General features: G+C 39.8%; 12 protein-coding genes. 4 read left to right on the top strand and 8 right to left on the bottom strand.

What is annotated here, in order from left to right:
• The first annotated feature begins 43 nt into the window (after positions 1–43).
• Positions 44–808 carry a TIGR03943 family putative permease subunit gene (locus tag EL171_RS01270; RefSeq protein WP_039969558.1) on the top strand — a complete coding sequence of 255 codons (765 nt, stop codon included), beginning with the start codon at positions 44–46 and terminating at the stop codon, positions 806–808.
• Between the two features lie 128 nt (positions 809–936).
• Here EL171_RS01270 and EL171_RS01265 read toward each other — a convergent pair whose 3' ends face one another.
• Positions 937–1,503 (bottom strand): biotin transporter BioY, encoded by a 567-nt coding sequence (locus tag EL171_RS01265; RefSeq protein WP_039969556.1) that lies wholly within the window; start codon positions 1,501–1,503, stop codon positions 937–939.
• Positions 1,504–1,838: 335 nt separating this feature from the next.
• On the opposite strand from EL171_RS01265, the gene EL171_RS01260 reads away from it, so the two are divergent.
• Positions 1,839–2,426, top strand: a complete 588-nt coding sequence (locus EL171_RS01260; protein ID WP_005387720.1) for a PepSY domain-containing protein — start codon at positions 1,839–1,841, stop codon at positions 2,424–2,426.
• A gap of 537 nt (positions 2,427–2,963) precedes the next feature.
• Here EL171_RS01260 and EL171_RS01255 read toward each other — a convergent pair.
• The 7 genes from EL171_RS01255 to EL171_RS01225 form a co-directional block, all read right to left on the bottom strand.
• A complete protein-coding gene (locus EL171_RS01255; protein WP_005387719.1) occupies positions 2,964–4,235 on the bottom strand; it encodes an O-acetylhomoserine aminocarboxypropyltransferase/cysteine synthase family protein in 1,272 nt (423 codons plus the stop codon).
• Positions 4,236–4,519: 284 nt separating this feature from the next.
• Complete coding sequence (metA, locus tag EL171_RS01250) at positions 4,520–5,479, bottom strand: homoserine O-acetyltransferase MetA (protein ID WP_005387716.1); 960 nt, start codon at positions 5,477–5,479, stop codon at positions 4,520–4,522.
• 61 nt (positions 5,480–5,540) lie between these two features.
• Positions 5,541–6,725, bottom strand: a complete 1,185-nt coding sequence (locus EL171_RS01245) for a MalY/PatB family protein (RefSeq protein ID WP_039969554.1) — start codon at positions 6,723–6,725, stop codon at positions 5,541–5,543.
• 10 nt (positions 6,726–6,735) lie between these two features.
• Positions 6,736–7,869 carry a trans-sulfuration enzyme family protein gene (locus EL171_RS01240; protein ID WP_005387713.1) on the bottom strand — a complete coding sequence of 378 codons (1,134 nt, stop codon included), beginning with the start codon at positions 7,867–7,869 and terminating at the stop codon, positions 6,736–6,738.
• Positions 7,870–8,021: 152 nt separating this feature from the next.
• A complete protein-coding gene (locus tag EL171_RS01235; protein ID WP_005387712.1) occupies positions 8,022–8,525 on the bottom strand; it encodes an ECF transporter S component in 504 nt (167 codons plus the stop codon).
• 58 nt (positions 8,526–8,583) lie between these two features.
• Positions 8,584–8,988, bottom strand: coding sequence for a PACE efflux transporter (locus EL171_RS01230; RefSeq protein ID WP_039969553.1), 405 nt, complete (start codon positions 8,986–8,988; stop codon positions 8,584–8,586).
• Positions 8,989–9,241: 253 nt separating this feature from the next.
• Positions 9,242–10,708, bottom strand: coding sequence for a DASS family sodium-coupled anion symporter (locus EL171_RS01225; RefSeq protein WP_005387710.1), 1,467 nt, complete (start codon positions 10,706–10,708; stop codon positions 9,242–9,244).
• A gap of 213 nt (positions 10,709–10,921) precedes the next feature.
• Here EL171_RS01225 and EL171_RS01220 point away from each other — a divergent pair, with 213 nt between their 5' ends.
• Positions 10,922–12,757 (top strand): ABC transporter ATP-binding protein, encoded by a 1,836-nt coding sequence (locus tag EL171_RS01220; RefSeq protein ID WP_005387709.1) that lies wholly within the window; start codon positions 10,922–10,924, stop codon positions 12,755–12,757.
• Positions 12,754–14,511, top strand: coding sequence for an ABC transporter ATP-binding protein (locus EL171_RS01215; RefSeq protein ID WP_005387708.1), 1,758 nt, complete (start codon positions 12,754–12,756; stop codon positions 14,509–14,511). The genes EL171_RS01220 and EL171_RS01215 overlap by 4 nt, the downstream gene beginning before the upstream one ends.
• Position 14,512 lies beyond the last annotated feature (1 nt).

The raw sequence follows: 14,512 nt of genomic DNA, 5'->3' as shown, positions 1-14,512 counted from the left end.
ATTACTATTTCAGTTCTTCATGAATATAAAAGGAGATGATTCTATGAAATTAGGACTTAAAGATCGCTTTTCCATTGTGAAAGGCTTACTTTACCTCATCTTAGGTATCTGCTGTGTATACCTAATCGTAACCGGTCGTTATTTGAACTATATCGCACCACGATATGAACTACTGCTAGGCATTAGCAGTGTAGCTCTCATATTAGGCGGATTGGCTACGGTTATTTGGGCTCCATCGCGCTATTATAAACACAACTGGCGCTCTATCGTACCTATCATTATTCCCGTAGTATTGCTCATCGTTCCCCCTGTCCTTGTGCCTACAACTAGTGTTCAAGGTGCTGCACGCATCAATGATGATACAAACAACTTCGACTTTACAAATGATGCCATCGGCGAGGTGATTACTGTTAATAGTGAAAGCAAAGAGCCTGGCATTTCTAAAGATAAAAAAGAAATTGTGTTAAATTCAGATAATTTCTATCAAACAATCGTAAAGGTTGGATCTAATGTAGACCAATACAAAGACTACACAGTATATATGACAGGCTATGTAAACCGCGATGATAACACGCTAAAATCTAATGAATTTACCATCTCTCGTATGGCTATGTCCTGCTGTATTGCTGACGTGGCACCGATTGGCATGACCGCCTATAAACCAGATGGCGATAGTTTAGCCAATGAACAATGGGTTTCTATCGAAGGCAAAGTATCTACACGAGATTTCCACGGTCGTCAACAACCATACGTAGAAATTACAAAAATAAAATCAGCAGAACCTATTTTAGGTTATGTATATCCTTAACAAACAATCTTAAACCCATAGCCTTAAACAGGCTTAAATAAATATATAAACAAAAACCGAGGCATAATGCCTCGGTTTTAATAAACATATATTTGGTAAACATATAATAGTATTATATAGAGACTATATTATCGATGTAATTCTTTAACAATTCGTTTGCCAAGAGATGCCGCAACGGCACAAAGGAAGATATCTGGACCTACTGGAATCAAGAAGCATGTAATAATAACGGCCTCTACTCCAATTGGTTTACCTAAATACAAGTTCATAATGAAGTATAGATAGATCATACCAAGGCCATATACGATAAATAGATTTAATATGGAACCTACTAATAATCGTTTAAAGGAAAGTTTCTCCATAGATTCTGCAATACGACCTACTGCATAAGCACCTACCATAAAACCGATCAAATAGCCAAAGGTAGGTTGTAAAATGTAACCAGGACCACCACCAGATGTAAAAATTGGTACCCCAATTAAACCTAAGACAATGTATATGCCAACGCTAGCAGCCCCCAATCGACTGCCTAATACAATGCCTGCGAGAGTAGTAAATAAGATTTGTAATGTAAATGGACAATTTGGTAATGGTACCCGTATAAAAGCACCTACGGCAATCAATGCGACAAAAAGTGCTGTCATCGTTAACTGACGGGTAGTGATGCGACCTTGTTTCGACACGGTTGAACTCATGGTATACCTCCATTAATAACACATCAACAAACTACTAACTACCTAAATTAAATCACTTGTATTTTTAATTGTCAACTATGCATGTTGACTTTTAGTTAACTATGTAGTCTAATACTATATATACAGCAATTCCAAGTATTTTGTTTTTTTGACCATATATTATAGTTATTATCAATCGTTCATAATAACTAAAAGATATACTCATCTTCATACAAAAAACTTTAAATTTCATTTTATATTCATGTAACAACATTAAATTATACGTAAGTAGATTGAGTAAAATCTACTTTCACAAAACAGTATATAAAAGTACCTTATATTAGGAGGCATTCATCATGAAAAATGTTAAGAAAGTATCAAAGGTATTATGTGCATTTGGCGTTAGTACAGTATTATTAGCAGGCGTAGTTGGCGCAGCTAGCAACCATGCTTACAACAACAATAGCAACTGGAAAGGTGTTGGTAGCGTAGCTCCATCCGCTCAAGCTAACTATTCTGTTGATTACATGGGCGCTGTTACAGTATTCCAACAACAATTCCCTGGCGCTACTGTAAAATCTATTTCTTACGATGCTAAACATAACCCTTACTATGAAGTAGAAGGTTACTACAACAATCGTGCAGTAGAACTTAAAGTAGACGAAGCAACTGGCCAAATCGTTGGTAAAGAAGTTAAAGGCTATGCTAAAGCTAGCAAAACTATTAACGTTCAAAATATCATCATCCCTGAAGTAGCTGAAACAAAAGCTCTTGAAAAAGTTGGTTCCGACTTCCAAACTATGGAATGGACTGTTGAACGTGAAAACGGCCGAGCTGTATACAAATTCGACATGACAACTGGTGGCGATAAAAAGGCAGAAGTAAAAGTTGATGGCATGAACGGTAAAGTTTTAAGTGCTAAAGTAAAAACTACAAAATACTAAGAAGCTCTTTTCATCTAGTGAACCCCTATCCTAACCCACTAAGATGACACACTACACATATAACACACATACTATACACACAGTATCCCAATGGATACACTCTCTAACACACAAACTAACACACAAACTTAGAGAGCCCTATAACTCATAAAGGGCTCTCCCAAAACCCTATCTCACACAATAGGTAAAAGGTCTGTGCTCACACACCACAGACCGAACGTTACACACACTATACTCCCTTAAAAAGACCTTGGATCGTTGAATCCAAGGTCTTTTTTCTATTCCCTATCCTCTATCTTCTATCCTCCAGATATTACTATATATTTATAGATGTCTACCATAACCCAACAATCTAATTTACAATTAACTAGGATACATTCTTCAACACAAAAAGACCTCCCACGAAGGGAGGTCTTTTGTATAAGTTTTATAGGTCTGATAGTTTGTGTTCTATTTCTTAAGCGAGGTCAGAGCTTAAGAATGTAATTTATGTTCAGAAAGTTTGATCTATAGTATTTTCATATTTGGAGTGGGAAATTATGCTTTATCTAAAGCTTGTGCCAAGTCTTCGATGATGTCATCGATATTTTCAAGGCCGATGGACAAACGGATCATATCTGGTGTTACACCAGCAGATTTTTGTTGTTCTTCGTTAAGTTGTGCATGTGTTGTAGATGCAGGATGAATAACAAGGGATTTAGCATCTGCTACGTTAGCAAGGTTGGAGAAGATTTCCAAAGAGTCAACAAGTTTAATACCTGCTTCTTTGCCACCTTTTATGCCGAATGTGAATACAGCACCAACACCTTTAGGGAAGTATTTGTCAGCTAAAGCTTTGTATTTGCTGTCTTCTAATTCTGGGTAACTTACCCATGCTACTTTAGGATGTTTAGTCAAGAAATCTACTACTTTCCGAGCATTTTCTACGTGACGTTCTACGCGCAAGGACAATGTTTCAACGCCTTGCAAGATTTGCCATGCTGCAAGTGGTGTAATGCACGCGCCAGTATCACGAAGCAATTGAGCACGAATTTTTACAGTGAATGGAATTGGCAAATCACCATACACTAAACCATTGTAATGTTCATCACCTTCGGAGAAGCCAGGGTATTTACCAGAACCTTTATAATCGAATTTGCCAGATTCTACTACTACGCCAGCCAATGTTGTACCATGACCACCAAGGTATTTAGTAGCAGAGTGTACTACTACGTCAGCACCATGTTCTAATGGACGGAACAAGTATGGAGATGCAAATGTGTTATCTACGATCAAGATGATATTGTGTTTATGTGCAATATCAGCTACTGCTTGTACATCGACGAGGTTAATACCAGGGTTACCGATGGACTCGATATAAACAGCTTTAGTATTTTCATCAATAGCTGCATCAAATTCTTCCAAATTATCAGGGTTTACAAACTTAGTGTGAATACCAAAACGTGGCAATGTAGCAGTAAATAAGTTGTAAGTACCACCATACAATGTAGATGCAGCAACAATATTATCGCCAGCATTTGCTACGTTCAAAATGGAATATGTAACCGCTGCAGAACCAGATGCTACTGCGATACCACCAGCACCACCTTCAAGTTCTGCAACACGAGCATCCAATACATCTGTAGTAGGATTATTAAGGCGGGAATAAATACCTCCAGGATTAGTCAATGCAAAACGACCTGCTGCTTCTTCAGCATCTTTAAATACGAAAGATGTAGTTTGGTAAATAGGTACTGCACGCGCACCTGTTGGATCTACCGTATGACCCGCATGTAATTGTAAAGTTTCAAATCTGTATTGTTTACTCATTATGACAACTCCTTTATATTAACTATATATTAAGTTCACTCTTTATACCTAGTATAGTACTATGTTTTAAAATTTATGTCTACAATTAATTTATATCGTTATCCATAGCTTGAAGCTATAGCCAATTATACGCCCTCAAAACCTAGAATTAAATCAAGCTCTAAAGAGCAACAAATCAAGCTATCCCCTTTCTTATATATAAAAAAGCCCCTAATTACTTTCCGAGAGTATTTCTCTGTAGAAACCTTAAAAAGTAATTAGGGGAATTTTCTAGTAACGATAATTTAGATATAGGCACCTAAGTTTTTATCGCGTTCAAATTTCATTTTTTGAATTTGTTCAATAATGTACGGTGTCTCTTGGTATACATAGTAATTTAACCAGTTTGTAAATAACAATGTACTTACAGAACGCCAGCGTACGATAGGACGTTGTTTAGGATCATCATCTGGGAAGTAATTTTCAGGAACTGCAATATCCAACCCTCTTTTAACATCTCGTTCATATTCACGATTAAGTGTATCCCAATCGTATTCGGCATGACCAAATACAAAGATATGTTTATTGTCTAAGCTGCGAACAATAGCTGCCCCTGTTGCCTCAGAACCTGCCAACAATTCCAAATCTCGATTTTCCTTAATTTGTTGTAAGGAAACCGTTGTATGACGGGAGTGTGGCATCCAGAATTTCTCATCAAAACCACGTAATAATACTGGACGATCATTGTAAATATCATGTTCGTACACGCCGAATAACTTCTCATCCATAATGGATTTATTTATACCAAAGTGGTGATACAAACCAGCTTGAGCACCCCAGCAGATATAGAACGTAGAGTATACATGCTCTTCGCCCCAATCCATAATCTCTACCAATTCAGACCAATAGTCTACCTCTTCAAAGGGCATTAATTCTACAGGAGCTCCAGTGATAATCATGCCATCAAAGAACTCATCTTTCACTTCATCAAAGGTACGGTAAAACGTTTCTAAATATTGTTCATCTGTATTTTTAGCCTTGCGAGATGCAGTATGCAATAATGTTAAATTCACTTGCAATGGACTATTACTGAGAGCACGTAAGATTTGAGTTTCAGTAACTTCTTTAGTAGGCATCAAATTGACTAGCAATATTTGCAAAGGTCGGATTTGTTGATTCTCCGCCCGTTCAGTATCCATAACGAAAATATTCTCTTGAGCTAATTTCGTAATGGCCGGTAAATTTTTTATTACTTTAATAGGCATATTATCACCTCTATATATTCTACAATTTGATAACCTAATCGAAACAATTTAACTAATCTAATTAAAAGCCTTTAGCCTCGTAAGCACGTCGCCAAGCTTCGAGCCCTTCTTCTAATATCTTGCGAGGGCAAGCGACATTAATACGTTCAAAGTCTTCTCCATCTACACCAAACATAGAGCCTGTATCGAGCCATAATTTAGCATCATTAATGATCCATTCATCACGCTCTTTAGGGCTTAATGGCAGCTTTGAGCAATCTAGCCACATGAGATACGTCCCTTCCGGACGATATACGTGAATTTTCGGCATATACTTTGCTACATAGTCGATGGTGAATTGAATATTATCTTGAATATATTCTTTTAACTCGTCAAGCCAAGGTGCCCCAACTTTGTAGGCCCCTTCACAACCAACGATGCCCATCGTATTTAACTGGCTATAGCCAGCACGATCGATTTCTTTAATGAAACGACGACGTAAGGAATCATTAGGAATGAAAATATTACTTACTTGTAAACCTGCAATATTGAAGGTCTTGCTCGGTGCAGTACATACGATGCAATGTTCTGCATAGCTTTCACCTAGGTCAGCAAAGACCTTATGAGTATGTCCTTTCCAAACAAAGTCAGCGTGGATTTCATCACTTACGATGAGTACATTATGTTTAATACAAATATCGCCAAGTCGTTTTAACTCATCCTCAGTCCACACGCGGCCTACTGGATTGTGGGGATTACATAAGAGGAATAATGTTACATTTTCCTCAACGATGGCCCGTTCAATGCCCTCAAAATCAATGGTATACTTCTCTTCGCCTTTGAGTAATGGCACATTGATAAGGCGGCGATCATTATCATCGATAACCATACTAAATGGATAGTATACCGGTTGATTGATAAGCACGCCTTCCCCTTCATTGGTGAAAGCTCGAACCGCCATGGCCAAGGCAAAGACGATACCAGGTGTTTTAACTAGCCATTTTTGTTCTGGTGTCCAGTTAAAGCGCGTAGTAAACCAGTTTTGTAATACTTTAAAGTATTCATCATCGGATTCTGTATAACCAAATACACCATGGTTTACGCGATCTAGCAAAATTTGCTTCAACTCAGGTGGCACCTCAAAGTCCATGTCCGCCACCCAGAACGGCAATACGTCCGCTGGTTTACCGCGCTTCACAGCAAAATCGTATTTCAAAGATTTTGTGTGCGTTCTATCTAAAATTTGATCAAAATTATATTGTCCCATAGGAACTCCTTTATTTATTGAAAGCTTGTTCCAAGTCTGCAATCAAGTCTTCTGTATCTTCAATACCTACAGATAAGCGCAATAAGCGACGTGTAATACCTTTACGCTCTGCATCTTCCGGTTTTAAGTCCGGATGAGTTTGTGTTACAGGATATGTCAATAAAGACTCAGTACCACCAAGACTTTCAGCAAATTGAATAAGTTTAATACCTTCTAAGATTTGTTTAGCTGTTTCTTCGCTATCTACTTCGAAGGATAACATACCACCAAAGCCTGTAGTTTGAGCTTTATTGATTTCATAACCTGGATGTTCAGGAAGACCTGGGAACAACACTTTTGTAACTTTAGGTTGTTTTTTGAGCCATTCAGCAAGGGCAATGGCATTCTTTTGGTGTTGTTCCATGCGAAGTGCCAATGTTTTAACACCGCGGATAACGAGCCAGCTATCCATAGCGGATAAGCAAGCACCTACCGTTTTATAAGTTAAGCGCAATTTAGCAGCTAATTCATCATCATTTACAATGGTAAAACCAGAAATAACGTCATGATGACCACCGATGAATTTTGTACCGCTATGAACGACAATATCGGCACCTAAGTTCAATGGTTTTTGGAAATAAGGGCTCAAGAATGTATTGTCGATAATGACTAGTGCATTGCGGTCATGAGCTAAGGTACACAAGGCACGAATATCAGTAATCTCCATCATCGGATTTGTTGGTGTCTCAATATAAACAGCCTTTGTATTTGGTTTGAAAGCTGCTTTCACCGCATCAAGATTGGATGTACCAACATAGGTGAACTCAATGCCGTTTTGTTCGTAAATATTTGTGAACATGCGGATAGAGCCACCATACAAATCATCACCTAAAATGATGTGATCCCCAGGGGAGAATAGATGGAATACAGCGTCCACTGCGGCCATGCCGGAAGAGAATGCCAATGCATCCTTACCATCTTCAAGACCTGCAATCAATTGTTCCAAACGATCCCGTGTTGGATTAGACTCACGTGTATATTGATATCCTGTTGTATCACCCAACTTTGGATGGGAAAATGTACTAGACATATAAATTGCAGGGGAAATTGCACCAGTGCTATCTGGTCTACCGCTGCCATGAACGCATTTTGTATTAAATTTCATTCCATTCAACTCCTCATATTTGTATACAATATATTAATTATAAAAGTAGACAATGACTAAGGTCAACAAAAATGGGCACTCATACGCTATGAGTGCCCCTAAAAAGTCATATCTATTTTGAATGGCTTGCCATAACCTCAGGTTAAGTTATCCTAATTTTTTGTTCGTTTTGTAATAAGCAATGCCAAGATAATCCCCAAAGAAGATGTTACCAGCTGTGGCCAACTAGACACAAACAACATGGTATTTACAATCTTCGGTGGAAATTGGAATAGAGAAAAGAACAAGGAATATCCGCCGAATAGAACACCTGCTTTCACTAAAGCCGCCACAACGATAAGTAATGTCTTAGGTTTATGTTGTAACCAGTGCGCTACAAATACATAGGCAGTCGTGCCAAGGGCCGTAATCAAAATAAACGGTGGCAATGGCAACATGCCTTGTAAGTGTGCCACTACTGGTGCAATCCAGGCAATAACGAGACCATTTTTCCAGCCATAGCGCCATGTGGCTAGTACAAACGTAGCAGACGTGATGGAACCGATAAGGAACATACTCACCTGGTTAGGAATAAATGGGAAAATAAGGCGCAAGCTTTGCGCTAATAAGGCTACGGCCAACAATAGGCCTGTGCCCGTAATAGATTTGGTAGACATAAGAACCTCCTACTATACAATATAGATTTTTAAGAGGTACTTACCTCATATAGTAAAACTAAGCCTCTACAAAATATAGACGTGCCCGATCATATACCCAATTATAAACATAAGTATAACCTAGGATAACTAATGTCATCGTTATATCCGTCACAAAAGCCATCCAAAAACTCATATGCATCATGTACATAATAATCGGTACAGTAGCGAACATAAATAGACCTTCAAACAATACCGCATGAATCGTACGGATTACAGGTCCCCGCTCTAATCGATCACCTGGTACTAGTTTATCAAATATCCAGTTAAACACAAAATTCCAAACCATAGCTAGCAAGGAAAAAATAACCATCAATACAAAAGGCTGTCCATCATGCGGAACAAACAACATCACCAAACAACCGATTAAAATACAACCAACCTCATACAAAATCGACTGTACCACACGCTCTGAAGCAGACATAATAAACACCTCCATCAGAAACCAGACAAGAAATTCACTATCACTCTACTATTATATTTATTTTTTTAGATTTGTCGAGTTTTGTGGAGCTTTGCCATTTTCGGATATAAAGGAAGCCCCTCGTAGTGTTCTGTAAGCTCGACTTGCCCACCTGAAGTGAGTTTTGCCATTTTAAGATAGAAAAAGCCGCCATATGTCTGTCCAGCGACTTGCGTCAGGATGGAGCGTAGAGAGACATATGGCGGCGGAAAGCCTATCCTAAAAGTGGCAATACGAACTCAATCCATGGAATACCCACCACGATAAAGATTGCGAGGTAGATAATCCCAAAGATAGCGCCTAATTTCCAGAATTCAGGACCTTTGTTATAGCCACTAGCAAACCAAATTGGGCTATGACCAGTACCATATGGTGTAAGGATACCCATAATACCCATTGGTACTAACAGAATCAACATAACTTGAGCTGGATCAACACCAGGAATTTGAAGAATTAAAGTAGCAAACAAGCCTACCATAGCTGTTACATAAGCAGTGCCAGAAGCAAAGAAGTAACGAAGCAAGCAGAATGCTAATAACAAACCAAGAACTGCCATTGTAGGATCTAAAGAAACCAAAGAACCACCAGCAGATTTAGCAAGCCAGTCTAAGAAGCCTACATTTTTAAGGCCAGAAGCCATAGGTACGAGTGTAGCAAACCAAGTCAAAACATTCCATGCTGGTTTGTTAGCAAGGAAGTCTTGCCATGTCATAATCTTAGTGAAAATCATCAAAATAATAACAATCAAAGCTGTTGTTGTAGGGTTTACTTTGAATGTAGAAGCACCAATCCACAACACAAGAGCCAATACAGAAATTAAGGCCATGAAGATTTCACTGCGTGTCATGGAGCCTAGTTTCTTATACTCATCCTTTGCCCAGGCTGCAATTTCAGGAGAACCTTTCACCTCTGGCTTGCAGAATACATAGGTCAACAATGGAGTGATGATGAACAAGATAAGACCTACTGGCAAGAATGCGAGGAACCATGTGCCCCAGTTCGCCGCTACGATACCAGATTTAGCAGACAATTCTAGAGCCAATGGGTTTGGCGCTGCACCAGTCAAGAAGATAGAGCTAGATACACATGTAGTTGCCAACGCTACCCAGTTCAAATAAGAACCAATTTTACGAGGGTTCTTATCTGGATAGGAATCAAACATCGGACAAATACTAGATACGATTGGATAAATCGTACCACCAGAACGAGCCGCATTACTTGGAATAAATGGAGCCAACACAAGGTCCGTAATAGCAATGGCATAACCAAGACCTAAGGAAGACTTACCAAGCTTTGCTACAAGGAACAAAGCAATACGACGACCAAGGCCAGAGTTTTCATAACCAATACCAATCATGAAAGCGGCAAAGATCAACCATACGATGGCATTAGAGAAACCACTAAGGCCCCAGCTGATAGCTTGCGCATCAGTAATCGCCTTAGCGACACCGGTTGCTTTATCTACCACAGGGGCAGGACCAACCTTAAACAACATAGACACGGTAACAGCAATGATACCGATAAAAGCTGGTGGCATTGGTTCTAAAATCAACCCTACCACGAGGCCAGCGAAAATACTTACATAAATCCAAGAATTTGCGCTAAGACCTTCAGGAGCACCGATGAGCCATACAATAATAGCTACTACAAGCGGTGCGAATAATTTCCAATTCAACTTCATTAGAAACTCTCCTTACTACTTCAAAACAAAAATTACAAAAAAAAAATGCCTATTTAGTATATCAAAAATTTTAATAAGATGATATAAACTTAATCATAACACTTATTAATTGATAATAAACTTTTAGTAATAAATTTCATCCTACTAGATAATTTTAATTTTATGCAATATAATATAAATATCAAAAATTATTGATTTATCAAAAGGATTCACATGAAACCATTTATGCATTATATAAAACCCTTATGGTTTCCTGCTGCCATAGTATCGCTTCTTTCCTTACTCACCGTGGCAGGCACATTATATATACCAACATTAACGGCAACCATCATCAATGATGGTGTCCTCAAAGGCGACCTAGAGATGATTACCAGCTCTAGCATAAACATGCTTGTTGTGGCACTACTAACCGTCCTATCCGCTATTCTAGGCGTTGCTATGAGTGCTCATATCTCAGCATCTGTAGGCAAGGTATTGCGTGACGATCTAGTAAAAGCATTACAATGCTTTTCACTCCGTGACTTTACGCACTTTGGTACCGGCACTATATTGATGCGCACAAGCAGGGACGTAGAAAAAATTCAATCTGTTCTCGGAGAAGGTTTAAATATGATCCTCCCTATGCCACTCATGATTTGCGTCGGTCTAGGACTTACCTTCTATAAGAGCTGGCAACTAGGTCTCGTCATCCTTGCCGTTATGGCTTGCATGATACTTACCATTATCTTTATTGAAAGTCGCGCCTTGCCAATTATCAAAGCTATACAATTAAAGCTAGATGATATTACTGATCTAGTCCGAGATCATATCGTAGGTATGCCTGTTATCAGAGCTTTCAATAGGAGAACCTACGAAAACGACAAGGAAATTGTTATTTTTACAGAGTCCGCCCGACTGAACAAAAAACTGCGCCAAACCTTTGCCATCGGTTTACCGACTATACTCATTCTATTTAATATGAGTACCGTAGCTATTCTCTGGTTTGGCGGCTACAATGTCAGCATGGGCTCCCTACAAGTTGGTGATATCATGGCTGTTATCGAGTATGCAAACCTCATCCTATTGAGCATGCTCATGGCCATATTCGTAATCATCGACATCCCGGAAGCTATCGTGTGCTACGCTCGTATTCGTGAGTTATTAGAACACGAAAATACAGATACTTTCCCTGAACCATATGCTAGTAGTATTACAAATTCAATGTCTCAATCTACTAAGCATTCTACTAATCAAGGAAGCTACCAAACCTCTACAGGAACAGGAACCGCAACCGCAACCGCAACCGCAACCGATAATACCCCACTTTTGGAATTTCGCAACGTTACCTTCCGTTACGATAATGCTGAGTCCCCTGCACTTGAAAATATCTCCTTTAAGGTATATCATGGCGAAACTTTAGCGATTATGGGCGATATCGGTTCCGGTAAAAGTACAATCACTAACCTCATCCCCCGCCTCTTCGCCATCGAGTCTGGAGATATTCTCTTTAAAGGTAAATCCATTTATGAGTGGAATGTGGATGACTTGCGAGCTCATATTGGCTATGTACCGCAAAAGGCTTATTTGTTTACCGGAACTATCGATATGAACGTTCGATATGGAGCCGCATCAGGACAAGTACTGTCTGTAGAAGATGTAGAAAATGCATGCCACTTGGCTAAGGCAGATGAGTTTATCAATCGTCTCGACGGTGGTTACCAGTATACGGTTTCTCAAGGTGGTACCAATCTATCTGGTGGTCAACGGCAACGCCTTGCCATGGCTAGAGCCTTAGTGCGTAAACCTGATTTATTCATATTCGACGATAGCTTTTCCGCCCTAGACGGCACTACAGAACGTGCTGTTCGTACAGCGCTACAGGAGGAGTTACAAAAGGACAATCGGCCAGCCCTCATTTCTGTGGAGCAAAAGGTAAGTGCCGCAAAAAAAGCAGACCATATTCTAATCATCAACAGGGGTCAAGTTGCAGGATATGGTACACATGACGAGCTAGCAACTACCTCTACTGTATATCAACAGATTTTAGCATCTCAGGAGGTGACAGCATGAGCCCATTACGTCGTTTCCTAATCGAATCTAAAAGCCAATGGGGCTGGCTTGCGCTCCTCATCTTAGCACTTATTACTGCGGCTATATTTGAGGTCTCCGCTCCAGTGTTACTTGGTAAAGTGGTAGATGCTATTGTTAGTGGATTACAAACAGATCAAGATATCAATACTATCTTTACCTCTATTGATACAATCATCCTCTGGCTTATTGCCATCTATAGTGGGCATGCCTTATTCACCTACTTTGGGGAATACGTGATGGCCTCTATCGGTTCAAAGACAGTACTCGCTTTACGTACACGCATGAGTACTCATTTATACTCATTGCCTATCGAGTACTTTCACGATCACCAGCGGGGCGATTTATTAAGCCGCCTTACGTCTGATTTAGATACTGTAGCAGAAACAATCGGTAGAGGTGTACCAGGCCTCGTATCCGCCATTATCGGCATTATTGGTGCTACTGCTATGATGCTTTGGATTAGCCCTATATTAGGGGCCTCCATTATCGGTATTATACTGGTCGGCATCGTATGCTTAACGTGGCTATCTAAACGAGCGCGCCGCGTGTACCTTAGAAATCAGAATGCCTTAGGCGCTTTCAATAGTGGCATTGAAGAAATCGTTGTAGGAAAACCAATCATTCAAACCTTTAGCCTAGAAGATACTACGACGAATCAAGCACAGGTGCTGAATGAAAATCTATTTAAAAGTATGCGAAGCGCTGCTTTTACCAGTCAGCTCGTAGAACCTCTTGTAAAATTTCTAAATCAATTCACCTATTGCCTCGTCGCTATTCAAGGGGGCCTCATGGTGTTGCGTGGGTCCATTTCTATCGGTGATATCCAAGCCTTCTTCCTCTATGTAGGTCAAGTTTCGGACCCTCTATCCCGCAGTTCCTATATACTCACAAAATTCCAAGAAACTTCTGCTGCCTTGGGCCGTATTTACGAAGTCATTGATACACCATCCGAAATCGACAAGGGAAATAAAACATTGGGTGATACAACAACACATCCAGGCACAATCGATTTTGAGCATGTTGATTTTGGCTATACGCCGTCCAATGTGTTTATGAAGGATATCAACATCCACATCCCTGGTGGCTCCATGGTGGCCATCGTAGGTCCTACAGGTGCTGGTAAATCTACTTTGGTAAACCTTATCATGCGCTTCTATGACATTATAAATGGCCGCATCACCATCGACGGTATCGATATTCGCGATGTGTCTCGTGAAAGCTTACACAATACGGTAGGTATGGTATTACAAGATGCTTGGATTTTCACGGGCACTATCGCCGATAATATTGGCTACGGCAAACCAAATGCTAGTCGTGAAGAGATTGAATATGTTGCCAAACTCGCTATGGCAGATCATTTCATTCGCACCTTACCAGATGGATATGATACAGTTCTCAAACGAGGTGGCGATGACCTATCACAAGGCCAACGGCAATTAATCACCATCGCTCGTGCCTTCTTGGCGGATCCAACTATTCTCATCCTAGACGAAGCGACGGCTAACGTAGATACGCGGACCGAGGTAGAGGTTCAAAAAGCTATGAATACCCTCCTTAAGGGACGTACAAGTATCGTCATCGCCCATCGCTTGTCTACAATAAAAAATGCGGACTTCCTACTCGTAGTAGAAAACGGTACCATTGTAGAACAAGGGACACATCACGAACTGATCGAACGTGGTGGTCACTATAAAGAACTCTATGAAAACTATGCAGCAGGTATGACCCTATAGA

It is taken from the genome of Veillonella dispar (assembly GCF_900637515.1).
GTDB lineage: Bacteria > Bacillota > Negativicutes > Veillonellales > Veillonellaceae > Veillonella > Veillonella dispar.
This window is presented reverse-complemented; position numbering and strand designations above follow the sequence as displayed.